At 67.3% G+C, this 15,922-nt stretch carries 18 protein-coding genes and 1 tRNA gene; 13 read left to right on the top strand and 6 right to left on the bottom strand.

Going from position 1 to position 15,922, the window contains the following annotated elements:
• The first annotated feature begins 40 nt into the window (after positions 1 to 40).
• Together METUNV1_RS03315 and METUNV1_RS03310 are read left to right on the top strand one after the other, a co-directional pair.
• Positions 41 to 472, top strand: a complete 432-nt coding sequence (locus METUNV1_RS03315; RefSeq protein WP_008058821.1) for a DUF1841 family protein — start codon at positions 41 to 43, stop codon at positions 470 to 472.
• A gap of 44 nt (positions 473 to 516) precedes the next feature.
• A complete protein-coding gene (locus METUNV1_RS03310; protein ID WP_008058820.1) occupies positions 517 to 1,374 on the top strand; it encodes a D-hexose-6-phosphate mutarotase in 858 nt (285 codons plus the stop codon).
• Positions 1,375 to 1,439: 65 nt separating this feature from the next.
• On the opposite strand, the gene METUNV1_RS03305 is transcribed toward METUNV1_RS03310, so the two are convergent.
• Both METUNV1_RS03305 and METUNV1_RS03300 read right to left on the bottom strand, forming a co-directional pair.
• Positions 1,440 to 3,329, bottom strand: coding sequence for a propionate--CoA ligase (locus METUNV1_RS03305; RefSeq protein WP_008058819.1), 1,890 nt, complete (start codon positions 3,327 to 3,329; stop codon positions 1,440 to 1,442).
• A 58-nt stretch (positions 3,330 to 3,387) separates the two neighbouring features.
• The gene (locus METUNV1_RS03300; protein ID WP_008058818.1) at positions 3,388 to 4,560 is read right to left on the bottom strand and encodes a GGDEF domain-containing protein; all 1,173 of its coding nucleotides are present in this window, start codon (positions 4,558 to 4,560) and stop codon (positions 3,388 to 3,390) included.
• 224 nt (positions 4,561 to 4,784) lie between these two features.
• On the opposite strand from METUNV1_RS03300, the gene METUNV1_RS03295 reads away from it, so the two are divergent.
• Positions 4,785 to 5,336: a C40 family peptidase gene (locus METUNV1_RS03295; protein WP_232416273.1), complete on the top strand. Its 552-nt coding sequence runs from the start codon at positions 4,785 to 4,787 to the stop codon at positions 5,334 to 5,336.
• On the opposite strand, the gene METUNV1_RS03290 is transcribed toward METUNV1_RS03295, so the two are convergent.
• Positions 5,337 to 5,657: a DUF2325 domain-containing protein gene (locus tag METUNV1_RS03290; protein WP_008058816.1), complete on the bottom strand. Its 321-nt coding sequence runs from the start codon at positions 5,655 to 5,657 to the stop codon at positions 5,337 to 5,339.
• Between the two features lie 154 nt (positions 5,658 to 5,811).
• On the opposite strand from METUNV1_RS03290, the gene METUNV1_RS03285 reads away from it, so the two are divergent.
• The 5 genes from METUNV1_RS03285 to METUNV1_RS03265 all read left to right on the top strand — a co-directional run bounded on the left by METUNV1_RS03285 (position 5,812) and on the right by METUNV1_RS03265 (position 9,424).
• The gene (locus METUNV1_RS03285; protein WP_008058815.1) at positions 5,812 to 6,840 is read left to right on the top strand and encodes a Fe(3+) ABC transporter substrate-binding protein; all 1,029 of its coding nucleotides are present in this window, start codon (positions 5,812 to 5,814) and stop codon (positions 6,838 to 6,840) included.
• Between the two features lie 109 nt (positions 6,841 to 6,949).
• On the top strand, positions 6,950 to 7,288 hold the full coding sequence (locus METUNV1_RS03280; RefSeq protein ID WP_008058814.1) for a CidA/LrgA family protein: 339 nt from the start codon (positions 6,950 to 6,952) through the stop codon (positions 7,286 to 7,288).
• On the top strand, positions 7,285 to 8,004 hold the full coding sequence (locus METUNV1_RS03275; protein ID WP_008058813.1) for an LrgB family protein: 720 nt from the start codon (positions 7,285 to 7,287) through the stop codon (positions 8,002 to 8,004). Before METUNV1_RS03280 ends, METUNV1_RS03275 begins: the two co-directional genes overlap by 4 nt.
• Positions 8,005 to 8,092: 88 nt before the next feature.
• Entirely contained in the window at positions 8,093 to 8,776 is a 684-nt protein-coding gene (gene ribA / locus METUNV1_RS03270) for a GTP cyclohydrolase II (RefSeq protein ID WP_008058812.1), read from the top strand.
• Between the two features lie 21 nt (positions 8,777 to 8,797).
• Positions 8,798 to 9,424 carry an SAM-dependent methyltransferase gene (locus METUNV1_RS03265; RefSeq protein WP_008058811.1) on the top strand — a complete coding sequence of 209 codons (627 nt, stop codon included), beginning with the start codon at positions 8,798 to 8,800 and terminating at the stop codon, positions 9,422 to 9,424.
• A 33-nt stretch (positions 9,425 to 9,457) separates the two neighbouring features.
• Here the strand turns inward: METUNV1_RS03265 and METUNV1_RS03260 are convergent.
• Positions 9,458 to 9,542 (bottom strand) — tRNA-Leu (locus tag METUNV1_RS03260).
• A 45-nt stretch (positions 9,543 to 9,587) separates the two neighbouring features.
• Between METUNV1_RS03260 and hpnC the strand changes: the two genes are divergently transcribed.
• Genes hpnC through hpnE form a run of 3 tightly spaced genes read left to right on the top strand, consistent with a single transcriptional unit; the run spans position 9,588 to position 12,555 of the window.
• Positions 9,588 to 10,421 (top strand): squalene synthase HpnC, encoded by an 834-nt coding sequence (gene hpnC / locus METUNV1_RS03255; RefSeq protein WP_008058810.1) that lies wholly within the window; start codon positions 9,588 to 9,590, stop codon positions 10,419 to 10,421.
• Positions 10,418 to 11,251 carry a presqualene diphosphate synthase HpnD gene (hpnD, locus tag METUNV1_RS03250; protein ID WP_008058803.1) on the top strand — a complete coding sequence of 278 codons (834 nt, stop codon included), beginning with the start codon at positions 10,418 to 10,420 and terminating at the stop codon, positions 11,249 to 11,251. Before hpnC ends, hpnD begins: the two co-directional genes overlap by 4 nt.
• Before the next feature lie 8 nt (positions 11,252 to 11,259).
• The gene (gene hpnE / locus METUNV1_RS03245; RefSeq protein WP_008058802.1) at positions 11,260 to 12,555 is read left to right on the top strand and encodes a hydroxysqualene dehydroxylase HpnE; all 1,296 of its coding nucleotides are present in this window, start codon (positions 11,260 to 11,262) and stop codon (positions 12,553 to 12,555) included.
• A 49-nt stretch (positions 12,556 to 12,604) separates the two neighbouring features.
• On the opposite strand, the gene METUNV1_RS03240 is transcribed toward hpnE, so the two are convergent.
• Both METUNV1_RS03240 and METUNV1_RS03235 read right to left on the bottom strand, forming a co-directional pair.
• Positions 12,605 to 12,817, bottom strand: coding sequence for an RNA-binding S4 domain-containing protein (locus METUNV1_RS03240; protein WP_008058801.1), 213 nt, complete (start codon positions 12,815 to 12,817; stop codon positions 12,605 to 12,607).
• An 8-nt stretch (positions 12,818 to 12,825) separates the two neighbouring features.
• Positions 12,826 to 13,992 carry a methionine aminotransferase gene (locus METUNV1_RS03235; protein WP_269746535.1) on the bottom strand — a complete coding sequence of 389 codons (1,167 nt, stop codon included), beginning with the start codon at positions 13,990 to 13,992 and terminating at the stop codon, positions 12,826 to 12,828.
• A 66-nt stretch (positions 13,993 to 14,058) separates the two neighbouring features.
• Between METUNV1_RS03235 and mtnA the strand changes: the two genes are divergently transcribed.
• Both mtnA and METUNV1_RS03225 read left to right on the top strand, forming a co-directional pair.
• Entirely contained in the window at positions 14,059 to 15,114 is a 1,056-nt protein-coding gene (mtnA, locus tag METUNV1_RS03230) for an S-methyl-5-thioribose-1-phosphate isomerase (RefSeq protein WP_008058788.1), read from the top strand.
• Positions 15,115 to 15,258: 144 nt separating this feature from the next.
• Positions 15,259 to 15,888 carry a class II aldolase/adducin family protein gene (locus METUNV1_RS03225; RefSeq protein ID WP_008058787.1) on the top strand — a complete coding sequence of 210 codons (630 nt, stop codon included), beginning with the start codon at positions 15,259 to 15,261 and terminating at the stop codon, positions 15,886 to 15,888.
• The last annotated feature ends 34 nt before the right edge of the window (positions 15,889 to 15,922 follow it).

Genomic DNA, 15,922 nt, shown 5'->3' with positions numbered 1-15,922 from the left:
TGTTGCAATACGCGGTCCGCGCACCGCTTTTCACCTGCACATGTACAACCCGACCCGAGACCAGGCGCGCCAGTTCTTCCTCGACACCTGGGCCAAGCGCAACGGTCCGCAGCCGCTGACCCAGATGGAAGTGCTCGCACTCACCATCATCGGCCGCCATCCGGAATACCAGTCCCTGATGGACCAGGGCGAGCGCGCACTCAGTCGCGAATACCCGCCGGAACTGGGCGAAACCAACCCTTTCCTGCACATGTCGCTGCACCTGGCGATAGAGGAACAGCTGGCGATCGACCAGCCGCCGGGCATCCGGGCGGCGTTCGAGGCGCAGCGCGCGAAACTGGGCGACGAACACGCGGCGCTGCACCGGGTGCTGGACTGTCTGGGCGAAACCATCTGGCGCGCGCAGCGTGATCGTCAGCCGCCGGACGGCGCCGCCTATGTGGCCTGCGTGCGCCAGGGTCTGGACGCCTGAACGCGGCTAGAATCCGCCGCCTTTCTCACCGATCTCCATTGCCGATGAACACCGTTTCCGCCTCAGTCCTGACCATCGATTTCCACGGCCAGCCCGCGCTGGAGCTGACCGCGCCCGATGGCGCACGCTGCCTGATCAGTCTGTTCGGCGGACAGCTGCTGTCCTGGATACCGGCGGGCGGCAGCGAGCGGCTCTACCTGTCGCCGGCGGCGCATTTCGATGGCCGCAGCGCGGTGCGCGGCGGCATACCGGTCATCTTTCCGCAGTTCGCCGAGCGCGGTAACGGGCCGCGCCACGGCTTCGCCCGGACCCGGGTCTGGCAGGTCGATGAAAGCCGGGTGTCGAAGGATTTCGCCACCGCGACCCTCAGGCTGGTGACCGACGACGCGACCCGTGCGCTGTGGCCGCACGACTTCGCGCTGGAACTGACCGTGGTGGTCAGCGGCAACCGGCTGGATCTGGAACTGGATGTCGAGAACACCGGCGACGCCGCCTTCGATTTCGCCGCCGCACTGCACAGCTATCTGCGGGTGAAGGAGGTCGAGAACTGCCGTCTCGAAGGTCTGCGCAACACCCGCTATCTCGACGCGACCGCCGGCGACACGGTGAAGGATGACCGGCTGGACGCCCTCATCGTCGAGGACGAGGTGGACCGCCTGTACCGCGACGCGCCGGACACCGTGGTGCTGCACGACAGCGGGCGCGCGCTCGGTTTCCAGAGCCACGGTTTCCCGGATCTGGTGGTGTGGAACCCGTGGGAACACAAGTGCAAGGCGCTCGCCGACATGCCGGATCTGGATTTCCGCCGCATGCTGTGCGTCGAGCCGGCGATTGCCGAAAAGACGATGACGCTGGCCCCGGGCGAGCATTGGTCGGGCCAGCACACGATACTGGCGGCCTGAGCGGCGCTGCGCAGCAATGAAAAAGGCACCCCGCAGGGTGCCTTTTTCATGACCTGCGTACAGCGTCAGCCCAGCGCGGCACGCACCTGGTCCAGCGTGCTCGGATCGTCCAGCGTGGTCAGATCGCCCGGATCACGGCCTTCGGCGATCGCCTGGATGGAACGCCGCAGCATCTTGCCGGACCGGGTCTTGGGCAGGCCGTTCACGAACATGACCCGGCCCGGACGCGCGATCGCACCCAGCAGGCCATCCACGGTCTGCATCACTTCCTTTTCCAGCTTCGCACGGTCGTCCGCGGTCGCGATGCGGGCAGGATCCTTCACCACCGCGAAAGCCAGCGGCAACTGGCCCTTGAGCTGATCGGCCACGCCGACCACCGCCACTTCGGCGATCGCCGAGTGCGCCTGGATGGCTTCCTCAATCTCGCGGGTGCCCAGCCGGTGACCGGCAACGTTGATCACGTCGTCGGTGCGGCCCAGGATCTTGTGATAGCCGGCTTCGTCGCGGATGCCCCAGTCGAAGGACGAATACACCAGTGGCGACTTGAACAGCGAGAAATAGGTGCGCACGAAGCGGTCGTCGTCGCCCCACACGGTGGACAGGCAACCGGGCGGCAGCGGCGGCACGATGCCGACGATGCCCTTCTCGTTCGGGCCGCACTCGCTGCCGTCCTCGCGGAAGATGCGCAGGTCGTAGCCGTAGGCCGGGCGACCGGGCGAACCGAGCTGCACCGGCGTCTTCTCGACCCCCGGCAGTTCGCACAGGATGGGCCAGCCGGTTTCGGTCTGCCAGTAGTTGTCGATCACCGGCTTGTCGAGCGCGGTCATCAGCCACTCGTGGGTCGGCTCGTCCAGCGGCTCGCCCGCCAGGAAGATCTGGCGCAGCGACGACAGGTCGTATTTCTTCAGATAGGCCGGATCCTGCTTCTTCAGCACGCGGGCGGCGGTCGGCGCCGAGAACATGACCGACACCTTGTACTTCTCGACCAGGCTCCACCAGATGCCCGGGTCCGGGCGCAGCGGCGTGCCCTCGTACATCAGCGTGGCCATGCCGGCGATCAGCGGGCCGTAGATGATGTAGCTGTGACCGACCACCCAGCCGATGTCCGATGTCGTGAACATCGTTTCGCCCGGATTGCCGCAGTAAATGTGCTTCATCGACGCGGCCAGCGCGACGCAGTAGCCGCCGGTGTCACGCTGCACGCCCTTGGGCTTGCCGGTTGTGCCGGAGGTGTACAGGATGTAGGACGGTTCGCTGGATTCCAGCCAGACGCAGGGCACTTTCGCGTCCATGTGCTGCGCGCGCAGCGTCGCGTAATCGACGTCGCGGCCTTCGGTACGCGGAAAATCCTTTTCCAGTCCGCGATCGACCATGAGCACCTTTTCCGGCGGGAACTGGGCCAGCGCGCAGGCTTCGTCCAGCAGGTGCTTGTAGGGTACGACCTTGCCGCCGCGCATGCCGGCTTCGGCCGACACGATGACCTTGGGCTTCGCATCATCGATGCGGGTGGCCAGCGAGCCGGACGCGAATCCGCCGAACACCACCGAGTGGATGGCACCGATGCGGGTACAGGCCAGCATCGCGAATGCCGCCTCGGCAATCATCGGCATGTAGATGAGCACGCGGTCGCCACGGCCAACGCCCAGCGACTGCAGGATGGCTGCAGTGCGCTCGACCTCGCGCTGCAACTCGGCGAACGAATAGGTCTTTTCGGTATCGGTTTCGGTCGATACGAAGATGAGGGCCGGGGCGTCCGGGCGCTCGGCGGCATGCCTGTCCACTGCGTTGTGGCACAGGTTCGTGGTGCCGCCGACGAACCATTTGGCAAACGGCGGGCGGGAAAAATCGCAGATCTGCTGCGGCTTCGCCTGCCAGGCGATCAGTTCGGCCTGCTCTGCCCAGAATGCATCACGCTGAGCGATGGAACGGGCGCGAAACTCCTTGCTTGCTGACATTCACTTCCTCCAACCCCCGCACATCCATTGAATTGATGTGGTTGTTCTTGTTGTGTGCTTATTTGCCGAGCAGCGAAGTATCGGCCTCGGCGGCCAGCGCGCGCAAGCGCTCCAGCGGCAAGTTGCACTCGTGCTTGACGTCGATCAACTCGAGCAGCGGCAGCAGACGGTAGATCAGCGCCGGCAGCTGCGGCTCAATTTCCGCCTGCGCGCCGGACTTGATCAGCAGCAGCGCGCGCTCGATGCTCACGATGCCGGCGGTCCAGGCGAATTTCTGCGGCTCGCCACCGCTGCTGCGCACCGTGTTGCCGCCTTCGCGGTGCGCAATGTCGGCCCGCGCGACCGCCAGGCCCAGCATCTGCGAAACCGACTCCGCGCCGTCGGCCACGCTGTTCGCGACGCCGATGTTCAGGCTGATGCGCAGCGTCTGGCCGCGGTACTGCATCGCGGTCGCGGCGATCACGCTGCGCATGCGGTTGGCGAACTGCTCGGCGCTCTGCAGGCTGATGTCCGGCGTGATGATGGCGAACTGGCCGTCGCCGATCTGCGAGAAGGTGTCTTCCTTGCGCACCTTGGTGGCCAGCACCTTGGCCAGCTTGCGCATGATCAGGTCGGTCACGTGACGACCGAAGTTGCGCACGATGTCGGCAAAGTTGTCGATGCCGACGATGAGCACGCTCACCTGGCCGTGATAGCGCGCAGCGGCGGACAGCAGCTGCTCGCCGTGGATCTGCATGTACTGCGGCGTGGCCAGACCGGATTCCGGGTCGATCGGCGACGCGGCCGCCAGCGCCTCCCGGCTGTCGGCGAGCTGGCGGCTGGCCTTGCTCAGCATGCTGGCCGATTCGATGCGCGCCAGCAGTTCGACCGTGCCGATGCCCTTGGTGATGAAGTCGTTGGCGCCCAGCGCCCGGGCGCGCTCGCGCGCCGAGTCGTCCTCGTCGCCGGAAATCATGATGACCGGGATTTCCGCGATGCGCGGAATGTTGGACGCGCGGATGCGCTCGAGCAGGCCGTAGCCGTCCAGATGCGGCATGCTGAGGTCGGACAGCACCACCTGGATGCTGTCATCCACCAGCAGCGCCGCCCAGCCGGCTTCACCGTCCGCTTCTTCACGGCACTCGAAACGGTCGCGGATGCGCTTGATGATGGACGCCCGGACCATGCGCGAATCGTCCACGACAAGCACCTTGGCGTGCATCACATCATCGCTGGGCTGCGGATCGCTCATGAAACGCGGACGGGCCGTGAAGTCATCGGAACGCGGATTGTAAGGGCGAAGCGGGCCCGATGGCGGGCAACAAGTACGCGGACGGTGCAACGGCGGCGCACCCGGGACGGAAGAAAGTGTCGGAAAACGGTCAGTGTCGGAAAACTTGGCAGTACGGGATCGCACCGGTATAGTCCGGCCCCATGATCCGAATTCCCCTTCTCCGCATGTGGTTGTGTGCGGCGGTGGCCGGTATTGCTCTGGCCGTCGCACCCGCCCACGCCGAACCGGTCCAGGCACCGGCCACGGCCACGACCACGGAATCCGGCAAGTTCTCCTTCTCCCAGTATCTGCCCGCCGACCGTATCGCCGAGCACGCCGCGGCAGCAGCGGACGCGGTGACCGATCTGGTGGACAGCGGTCTTTCTCTGCTCGGCGTGCGCTACCGCTTCGGCGGCAATACGCCGCAGAGCGGCTTTGACTGCAGCGGCTTCGTGCGCCACGTGTTCTCGGATGCGCTGGGCGTGCTGCTGCCGCGCACCGCGGTCGAAATGGCGCGCGTCGGTGAAACCGTGCCGAAGGAAGAACTGCAGCCGGGCGATCTGGTGTTCTTCAACACCCTGCGCCGCTCCTTCTCCCATGTCGGCATCTACCTGGGCAACAACAAGTTCATGCACGCCAATTCCCGCGGCGGCGGCGTGCGGGTGGACGACATGACCGGCCGCTACTGGGCCAAGCGCTTCAATGGCGCGCGCCGCATCGAGGTGGACGACACCTCGGGCATGTCGCTGCGCTGATCATCCCCGGCTGCGCGGACACTCCGCGCAGCGCACCGCTCCGCACCCCTCCAGCGCCGACTTCAGCGCGCACACCGAACGCCGGCAGGCCACCACCGGCACGCCACTTTCGCGCGCCGCGTCGCGGAACGCCTTCATCACGTTGTGACCGAGAAAATCGGTGAACAGGATCACCACGTCGGTGCCTCCGGGCAGGCGTTGCGCCTGCCGCTGATGCTTGGGATCGCGACCGGTGATGTGATGCCGGATCTTCAGGCCGAATTCGGCCAGCACATCGGGAATGTTGCCGAGGCGATCGGCCCCGACCAGCACTGCGTCCATGCAAATATCCTTCATGAGAACGATTCGCATTTACAATAATGCAATTGCGAATGGTTTGCAATTACGAAATGCTTCTGATAATTTCCGGCCCGCGTCGGCAGTGGCCGCCCTCCGCGCGCCTGCCCGCACCGAACCGCACATTTCCGGAGTTCTCATGAAAGCCCGCATGATCCGCATCGCCGCCGCCGTGGCCGCCGCTCTGGCGCTGTCCCCGGCCATCGCCCAGGAAAAGGTGCTCAATCTCTACTCCGCGCGTCATTACCAGACCGACGAAGCGCTGTACTCGAACTTCACCCGCCAGACCGGCATCAAGATCAACCGCATCGAAGGCAAGGAAGACGAACTGGTCGAGCGCATCCGCAACGAAGGTGCGAACAGCCCGGCAGACGTGTTCATCACGGTCGACGCATCCCGTCTGGCCCAGGCTGACGCGATGGGCCTGTTCGCGCCGATCAAGTCGGCAGTGCTGGAAGAACGCATTCCGGCCCATCTGCGCGACCCGGAAAACGGCTGGTTCGCGTTCTCGACCCGCGCCCGCGTCATCATCTACAACAAGCTCAAGCTCAAGTCCTCGGACGTGGCCAACTACGAAGATCTGGCCAAGCCGTCGCTGAAAGGCAAGCTGTGCTCGCGTTCGGGCGCACACCCGTACAACGTGTCGCTCGGCGCGGCGCTGATCCAGCACTGGGGCGAAGCGAAGACCGAAGAATGGGCACGCGGCGTGGTCGCCAACTTCGCCCGCGCGCCCAAGGGCGGCGACACCGACCAGATCAAGGCGGTGGCGGTCGGCGAATGCGACGTGGCGGTGTCCAACACCTACTATCTGGTGCGGCTGCTGCGTTCGACCAAGTCGGAAGACCGCGCGATGATGGAAAAGGTGGGTGTGGTATGGCCCAACCAGTCCAGCTTCGGCACCCACATCAACATTTCGGGCGGCGGCATGCTGAAGACCGCGCCGAACAAGGAGGCGGCGGTCAAGTTCCTGGAATATCTGGCGTCCGACGAAGCGCAGGCGTATTTCGCCAACGGCAACAACGAATGGCCGGTCGTGAAGTCGGCAGTCGTGTCCAATCCCGAACTGAAGTCGCTCGGCAATTTCAAGGCGGACACGCTCAACGTCGGCGAACTGGCCCGCACCACCGCCCAGGCGCAGAAGGTGTTCGACCGCGCCGGCTATCGCTGATCCGGCGATAGAAACCCGCCAGACAAGGCCCCGGTAGCGCAAGGACCGGGGCCTTGGCACATCTGCGGACGCCGTAGAATCCGGCCATGTCTTGCCGCCGGAGGTCGCCATGCTCGCGTCGCTCACCCTGCTGCTGGTGCTGCAGCTGATCGGGGAAGTACTGGTCCAGTGGCTGGGGCTGCCGGTGCCGGGTCCGGTGGTCGGCATGGCCCTGCTGTTCGCCGCTCTGGTGATCCGCGGCGACACGCCTGCGCCGCTGCGCGAGACCGCCAACACCCTGCTGCAGCACCTGTCGCTGCTGTTCGTACCGGCTGGCGCCGGCATCATGGTGCACGCCGGGCTGCTCGCCCGCGAGTGGCTGCCGACATTGGCCGCCGTGGTGCTGAGCTGCGCGGTCACGCTGCTGGTCACCGCCGCCGTGCTGCGCCTCGGAGCGCGCGGGCGATGAGCGGCGAAATCCGCGAGCTGTGGGTCTATCTGGCGGCCAGCCCGCTGCTCGGCCTCACGCTGACGCTGCTGGCCTATCAGGCGGCGCACGCGCTCTACCTCAAGCTCGGGTCACACCCGCTGGCCAATCCGGTCGCACTGGCGGTAGCGCTCATCGTCGCGCTGCTCACGCTGACCGGCACGCCCTACGACGTCTATTTTGACGGCGCCCAGTTCGTACACTTCCTGCTCGGCCCGGCCACCGTCGCGCTGGCGGTGCCGCTGTATGCCCAGTTGCCGCGGCTGAAGCAGCTGTTCGGCCCGACGATGCTGGCATTGCTGGCCGGATCAGTGGCGTCGGTGCTGTCGGTGTGGTGGGTTGCCCGGGCGCTCGGCGCCGAGCCGCGTACGCTGCTTTCACTGGCGCCGAAATCGGTCACCACACCGATCGCCATGGGCATTTCCGAAAAGATAGGTGGCCTGCCCTCGCTGACCGCCATCCTGGTCATCCTGACCGGCATCGTCGGCGCGGTCATCGGCCCGGCCCTGCTCAGGGCCACCGGTACACGTGACCCGGCGGTGACCGGCTTCGCCATCGGCATGAGCGCCCATGGCATCGGGACCGCGCGCGCCTTTCAGCTCGGTGAGACGGCGGGCGCCTTCTCCGCGCTTGCAATGGGATTGAATGGTGTCGTCACGGCAATTGTCGTGCCGCTGATCGCCCGCTGGTTAAGCTGACCGTGCCGCCCGGAGCACAACATGGGCCATACTTACGCCCCTTGGCCTGCCCCTGCATGTCCCTTCAGGCCCCAACACAAAGCAGCACATGAGCACGCAATCCAGTGAAAAGAAGTACCGCGCCATCGGCCACCTGCCGGATGGCGATACCGCAGGCCGGCACCCGGCCGATGCCCTGCCGCAGGCCGGCGCGCCGTCGGAGGTCGTGTGCCGCCTGCCCACCCGCTGGGCCGATTTCACGCTGCACGGCTATCAGGACCCGTCCACCGGCCTCGAACACGTGGCGCTGACGCTGGGCGATTTCAGCGACGGCGCACCGGTCATGCTGCGCCTGCACTCCGAATGCCTGACCGGCGACACGCTGTTCAGCCTGCGCTGCGACTGCGGTCCTCAGCTCGAAGCGTCACTGCGCGCGATCGCGGCGGAAGGCCGCGGCGCACTGGTCTATCTGCGGCAGGAAGGCCGCGGCATAGGCCTGATCAACAAGATCCGCGCCTATGCGCTGCAGGACACCGGCGCCGACACCGTGGACGCCAACCGCATGCTGGGTTTCGAGGACGACGCGCGCGACTACCGTTACGCCGCTCACATCGTGCGCAGCCTCGGCATCCGTCAGGCCCGGCTGCTCACCAACAACCCGCTCAAGGTGCGGGCGCTGGAGCACGAAGGTGTCGAAGTGGTCGAGCGCATTCCGCTGCATGCCGGCGCCAACCCGATGAACCATCGCTATCTGGCCACCAAGGCCCAGCGCATGGGCCACATCCAGGACTGAACCGCCTCACGGACACACGCGATGAGCTTCGCTGACGCACAGGATTTCTGGTCCGACCGTTACCGCGCGGCCGGGGAGGCCTATCTGTTCGGCACCGCACCCAACCGGTATCTGGCGGCCCAGGCCGCCCTGCTCGCCCCCGGCATGCGCGCGCTCAGCGTGGCCGACGGCGAAGGCCGCAACGCGGTCTGGCTGGCGGAACAGGGGCTGGACGTGACCGCCACCGAACTGTCGCCGGTGGCCATCGAGAAGGCCGAGGCGCTGGCCGCATCGCGCGGCGTGAAGGTGGATTTCGCGCTGGCCGATGCGCTGAACTGGATCTATCCGGACGACGCCTTCGATCTGGTGGTGGCGGTATTCATACAGTTCGCCGCGCCGGACGAGCGCGCGGCGCTGTTCGAGCGGCTGCAGCGCACGCTGCGCCCGGGCGGCCGCATCGTGCTGCAGGGCTATACGCCGAAACAGCTCGAATACCGCACCGGCGGGCCGTCCGCGGTCGAGAACCTGTATACCGCCGCACTGCTGCGCGAGGCCTTTGCCGGGCTGGAGATCGAACGCCTGGACGAGTACGAGGACGAACTCGACGAGGGCAGCGCCCATTGCGGGCGGTCGGCAGTGATCGGCATGGTGGCCAGAAAGCCGGCCTGACCTGCATCTGCGTAACCGGCCGGGTCGTCCGGCTGGTGCCCAGGAGAGGACTCGAACCTCCACACCTTGCGGCGCTGGAACCTAAATCCAGTGCGTCTACCAATTTCGCCACCTGGGCACGCGGCGCGGATTGTACACCCGCCCCCGGTATACTCGGCGCCCCATGTCGGTCGATCACTACGAAAACTTCCCGGTCGCGTCCGTGCTGATGCCGCCCGCGCTGCGCGAGCCGGTGTCGGCCCTCTACTGGTTCGCCCGCCATGCCGACGACATCGCCGACGAAGGAGATGCCGCGCCCGAAGCCCGTCTGGCCGCGCTGGAAAACTGCCGCGCCCAGCTGCGCATCATCGAGCAGGGCGGCATGCCGGACGACCCGATACACGCCCGTCTCGCCCGTGCGGTGCGCGCCTGGTCGCTGCCGCTGCCGCTGCTGCACGACCTGCTCGACGCCTTCGCGCAGGACGTGGTGAAAACCCGCTACGCCGATGACGCCGAACTGCGCGACTACTGCCGCCGCTCGGCCGACCCGATCGGCCGGCTGCTGCTCTGCCTGTACCGGGTCGATGACGCGACCAGCCTCGCGCAGTCGGACGCGATCTGCAGCGCGCTACAGGTGATCAACCACTGGCAGGACGTGGCCATCGATCTGAAGAAGAATCCGGACGGCATCCCGCCCGGCCGCATCTACATTCCACTGGACACGCTGGCGCGCTTCGGAGTGACCGAGTCGCAGCTGCGCGAAGCACGCTGTGACGACGCCTTCCGCGCCATGATGAAACACCTGGTCGATGAGGCCCGCGCGCTGATGCGCTCGGGCCTGCCACTCACCCGCCGCCTGCCCGGCCGGCTGGGCTGGGAACTGCGCCTGATCGTGCAGGGCGGGCTGCGCATTTTGCAGCGCATCGAGCAGGTCGATTACGATGTCTTCCGCCATCGCCCGAAACTGGGCCGTACCGACTGGCCGCTGATCCTGTTCAGGGCCCTGACCGACCGATGACCCCCGACGAATACTGTCAGGACAAGGCTGCAAAGAGCGGCTCGTCCTTCTATTACAGCTTCCTCTTCCTGCCGCCGCCGCGCCGCCGCGCGATCACCGCGCTGTACGCCTTCTGCCGCGAGGTGGATGACGTGGTCGACGAAACCGACGACGCCGGCATCGCCCGCACCCAGCTTGCCTGGTGGCGTGGCCAGATCAATGCCTGCTTCGACGGCGCGCCGGAGCACCCGGTCTGCCTGGCGCTGCTGCCAGCCATCCGCGACTACGGCCTGCCGCGCGAACAGCTGCTCGAAATCATCGACGGCATGGAAATGGACCTCGACCAGTCGCGCTATCTCGACTTCAAGGGCCTGCAGCTCTACTGCTACCGGGTCGCCTCGGTGGTCGGTCTGCTGGCGTCGCAGATCTTCGGTTCCACCCACCGCGACACGCAGAAGTACGCGCACGACCTGGGCATCGCCTTCCAGCTCACCAACATCATCCGCGACGTGGGCGAGGACGCCCGGCGCGGCCGCATCTACCTGCCGGTGGAAGAACTGCAGCGCTTCAACGTGCGCGCGGCCGACATCCTGAACGCGCGCTACAGCGACGCATTCCGGCAGCTGATGGAATTCCAGATCGCGCGTGCGCGTCAATACTACGAACAGGCGATGGCTGCGCTGCCGGCGCAGGACCGCTCGGCCCAGCGCCCGGGGCTGGTGATGGCCGCCATCTACCGCACGCTGCTCGACGAGATCGAGCGCGACGGCTGCCGCGTGCTCGACCGGCGCATCGCGCTCACGCCGCTGCGCAAGCTGTGGCTGGCGTGGAAAACCTGGCTGAAGAACTGAGCGCTCCTGTGCCAGGCACTTCGATCGCCATCATCGGCGCCGGCTGGGCCGGGCTGGCCTGCGCGGTCGACTGCGTGCGCCGCGGCCTGCAGCCCACGCTGTTCGAAGCGGCGCCGCAGCCGGGTGGTCGTGCGCGCACCGTGCGCATGGACGGCCTGCCGCTGGACAACGGCCAGCACATCCTGATCGGCGCCTACAGCGAAACGCTGGCGCTGATGCGCACCGTCGGTGCCGACCCGGACACGCTGTTCGACCGCCTGCCGCTGGCACTGGAATTCGACGACGGCTTCGCGCTGCGCGCGCACGGCTCGTCGCGACTTGCGCTGGCGCTGGCCTTCATCGGCGCGCGCGGCCTGGGCTGGCGCGACCGCCTGGCCGCACTGCGCCTGATGGGCGCGATCCGCCGGCCGCCGCCTGCGGACGAAAGCGTCGCCGCCCTGCTCGCCCGCACCAGCCAGACCGAAAGCTGCATACGCCACCTGTGGGCGCCGCTGTGCGTGGCAGCACTGAATACCGGCATCGACGACGCCAGTGCCCGAGTGTTCGCACGGGTGCTGGCCGACAGCCTGATGGGCGAGCCCGGTGCGGCCGACCTGCTGCTGCCGCGTGCCGATCTCGGCGCCCTGCTGCCGGAGCCGGCGCTGTTCTGGCTGCGGGCGCGCGGCGTGGCGGTGCATTGCGGCACCCGGGTGCGCAGCGTGCGCGAAACAGCCACCGGCTTCGAACTGGACTGCGGCGAACAGCTTCACAGCGCGGAGCGGGTGGTGTTCGCCACCAGCCCGCACCAGCTGCCGGCGCTGCTCGACGGCCTGCCGGCGCTGGACCCGATCTCGCGCGCGGTGCACGCGCTGGAGTACGAAGCCATCAGCACCGTCTATGTGGCCTGCGATGCCCAAACGCGCCTGCCGTCCGCCATGACCGGATTCGTTGACGGCGAACCGCACTGGGTATTCGACCGCGGCGCGCTCGGCGGCCCGCCCGGTCTGCTGGCCTGCGTGGTGTCCGCCGCCCGCGGCAGCCGCGAAGAGGTCGAAAGCCGGGTGCTGGCCGCGCTGAAGCGCCAGTTTCCGGCGCTGCCGGAACCGCTGTGGGTGCGCACCATCAGCGAACGCCGCGCCACCTTCCGCTGCACGCCCGGCCGGGCCGCCATCGAGCCGCCTGCCGACCCGCGCATCGCGCTGGCCGGCGACTACCTCATTCCCGACTACCCGGCCACGCTGGAAGCGGCGGTGCGCAGCGGCCTGACGGCTGCCAGCCGGCTCGCCAGAGCGAGCTGCAAGACGCAAGACTCAAGCGGCACGTAAAAGACCCGCCGCGCCTTGCAACTTGAATCTTGCAGCTTGAAGCTGCCCTTCACCGAACGGCAATCCGCACGCCGTCGCACTCCACCACCTGACCGGCGTGGATCTTGGCGGTGCGGCGAGATTCCGGCTGACCGTCCACCATCACGCCACCGGCATCCACCCGCGCCTTGCCCTCGCCACCGCTGGTGACCACACCGGCGATCTTCAGCAGGTCGCACAGGGCGACGTATTCGCCCCGCAGTTCGAAATCGACGTTTTCCATTGCAGCTTTCAATAGGCGCACAGGCGCTCGCAGGCCTGTGCGATGAGCGCTTCGCTCTTGGCAAAGCAGAAACGGATGAGCTTCGCGTCGAAACCATCGTGGTGGAAGGCGGACACCGGTATGGTGGCCACACCGGCTTCACGCATCAGCCGGCGCACGAATGCGGCGTCCGGCTCGTCGCTGATCGCATCGTAGCGGGCGAGCTGGAAATAGGTGCCGGCACAGTCCAGCAGTTCGAAGCGCGACCCGGCCATGCGGGCGCGGAAGTCGTCGCGCTTCTTCTGGTAGAAGGCGCCAAGATCGAGATAGCGCGAAGCGTCGGCCATGTAGTCGGCCAGGCCGAGCTGGCAGGGCGTGTTCACCGCGAACACGTTGAACTGGTGCACGCGGCGGAATTCGGCGGTCAGCGACGGCGGCGCGCAGACGAAGCCCACCTTCCAGCCGGTCACGTGAAAGGTCTTGCCGAAGCTGGACACCAGCAGCGTGCGCGCTGCCAGTTCCGGCACACGGCAGGCGCTGGCGTGTTCGCGGCCGTCGAACATGATGTGTTCGTACACCTCGTCCGAAATGACCAGGATGTCGCGGCCGTCGCACAGCGCGGCCAGCCGGCGCTGGTCGTCGAGCGACCAGGTGGCGCCGGTCGGATTGTGCGGCGTGTTGGTGATGATGAGCCGGGTACGCGGCGTGATGGCACGCGCCACCGCGTTCCAGTCGGGCATGAAATGCGGTGCCTCCAGCCGCACGAACACCGGTATGGCCCCGGCCAGCCGGATGCCCGGCAGATAGCTGTCGAAGGCCGGCTCGAAAATGATCACTTCGTCGCCCGGCCCGGCCAGCGCGGTGATCGCGGTATAGACCGCCTGCGTCGCACCGGCGGTGATGGTGATCTCCGTCTCCGGGTCGTACTGTGCGCCGTACACCGCCGCCATCTTGGCGGACACCGCGGCGCGCAGCGCCGGCTGGCCGGCCATCGGCGAGTACTGGTTGTCGCCGGCGTGCATGTGGCGCGCCACCGCGTCGAACAGTTCCGGCCCGGCGGTGAAGTCGGGAAAGCCCTGCGACAGGTTGAGTGCGCCCAGTTCGGCGGCTTCGCGCGAAATGACGGTGAATATCGTGGTGCCCACGTCGGGCAGCTTGGACGGCACGCGGCCGCTGAAATCCTGCATGGCAGACATCGATCTGGCTTGGAGCCCGGATTATGCTTCAGGCCCCGACGCAATACGGCCCGCCCGGCCCAATCCATGAACGACACACCCAGTCCGCTGCGCATCGCTGACGATGTGCTCCACATTCTCGACCAGACCCGCCTGCCCTTCGCCGAGCACGAACTGCGCATCGACACGGCCGCGCAGGCGGCGCACGCAATCGCCACCATGCAGGTGCGCGGCGCGCCGCTGATCGGCGCCATCGGCGCCTTCGGTCTGGCGCTGGCGCTGCGCGAGGCGGCCGACGACGCGGCGCTCGACGCCGCGCGACGCATGCTGGCCGCCACCCGGCCGACCGCGGTAAACCTCGCCTGGGCGCTGGACCGGGTCGCGCGCGCGGTGCAGCCGCTGGCACCTTCCGCCCGCGCCGACGCTGCCTGGCACGAGGCGCTGGCGATCTGCGACGAGGACCGCGCCGCCAACCGCGCCATCGGCGAGCACACGCTGACGCTCATCCACGCGCTGCCGGCGACCGGCCGCATCAATCTGATGACCCACTGCAACGCCGGCTGGCTGGCCACCACCGGCTGGGGCACCGCGCTGTCCGGCATCTACCTGGCGCGGCAGGCGGGGCTGGACCTCCACGTCTGGGTGTCGGAAACCCGGCCGCGCAACCAGGGCCTGCTCACCTCGTGGGAACTGGCGCGCGCCGGCGTGCCGCACACCGTGATCGCCGACAACGCGGCCGGCCAGCTGATGCGCGAAGGCAAGGTCGACGCGGTGGTGATCGGCGCCGACCGCATCGCCGCCAACGGCGACACAGCGAACAAGGTGGGCAGCTATCTCAAGGCGCTGGCGGCGCGTGCGCACGCACGGCCCTTCTGGGTGGCAGCGCCGTGGTCGACCATAGATCTGACGTGCGCCGACGGCGACGCCATCCCGATCGAGGAACGCAGCGGCGACGAGGTGCGCGTGGTGCGCGGCGCCGAAGGCGGCATCACCGTGCTCGACGACAGCCGGCAGGTCGCCAATCCGGCTTTCGACGTGACCCCGGCTGCACTGGTCAGCGCCATCGTGACCGAGCGCGGCGTGATCGACACCGCCGCCGGCCGGACGCCCTCATCCACAGAACTTAAAGTGGTTTCTAGATAGACGGCTTCCTTGTCCGGCAAGGGTTTGCGCCGGATGATGCCGCGCCGCGGCAGGCACTTCGTCAACATTTCATACCGACACGCTTGTATTCCGCGGCGTTGTCAGGATAATCGGCCTCACTCCACAATACAGGGGCACACCCTGATGACTGAGGTCAGCGGCGCCGAGGTGCTCAATGCGGCTCGCCGGTTGGAAACGTGCGGGCTCAACCGCGGGGCGGCTGGCAATGTCAGCGCGCGCCGCGGTTCCGCATTCCTGATCACGCCGAGCGGCATGGAACCGGACGACTGCGCGCCGGACGATATGGTCGAGGTCGACCTCGAAGGCCGCTGGAGCGGCTGTCTGAAGCCGTCGTCTGAATGGCGCATCCACCGTGACATCTACGCCGCCCGACCGGAGTTCGGTGCGGTCGTGCATACCCACTCGCCCTTCGCCACCTCGCTGGCCTGCCTGGGCGCGGACATCCCGCCTTTTCACTACATGATTGCCCGCTTCGGCGGCAGTACCGTGCGCTGCGCGCGCTACGCCACCTTCGGCGAACAGGCGCTGTCGGACGCGGTGCTGGAAGCGCTGGACCGGCGCAGCGCCTGTCTGATGGCCAACCACGGCATGCTGGTGTGCGGCCGTGACCTGAAGCAGGCGGTGGCGCTCGCGGTCGAGTTCGAATCGCTGTGCGAACAGTACTGGCGCGCGCTGCAGGTGGGTTCGCCGCGCCTGCTCGATGCCGAGGAAATGAGCCGGGTACTGGCCAAGTTCGGGAGCTACGGCCAGTGATTGCGCCGGTGTGCCGTGGCGCTGAGGCTAAAGA

This window comes from Methyloversatilis universalis FAM5 (assembly GCF_000214035.2).
In the GTDB taxonomy this organism is placed as follows: Bacteria; Pseudomonadota; Gammaproteobacteria; order Burkholderiales; family Rhodocyclaceae; genus Methyloversatilis; species Methyloversatilis universalis.
This window is presented reverse-complemented; position numbering and strand designations above follow the sequence as displayed.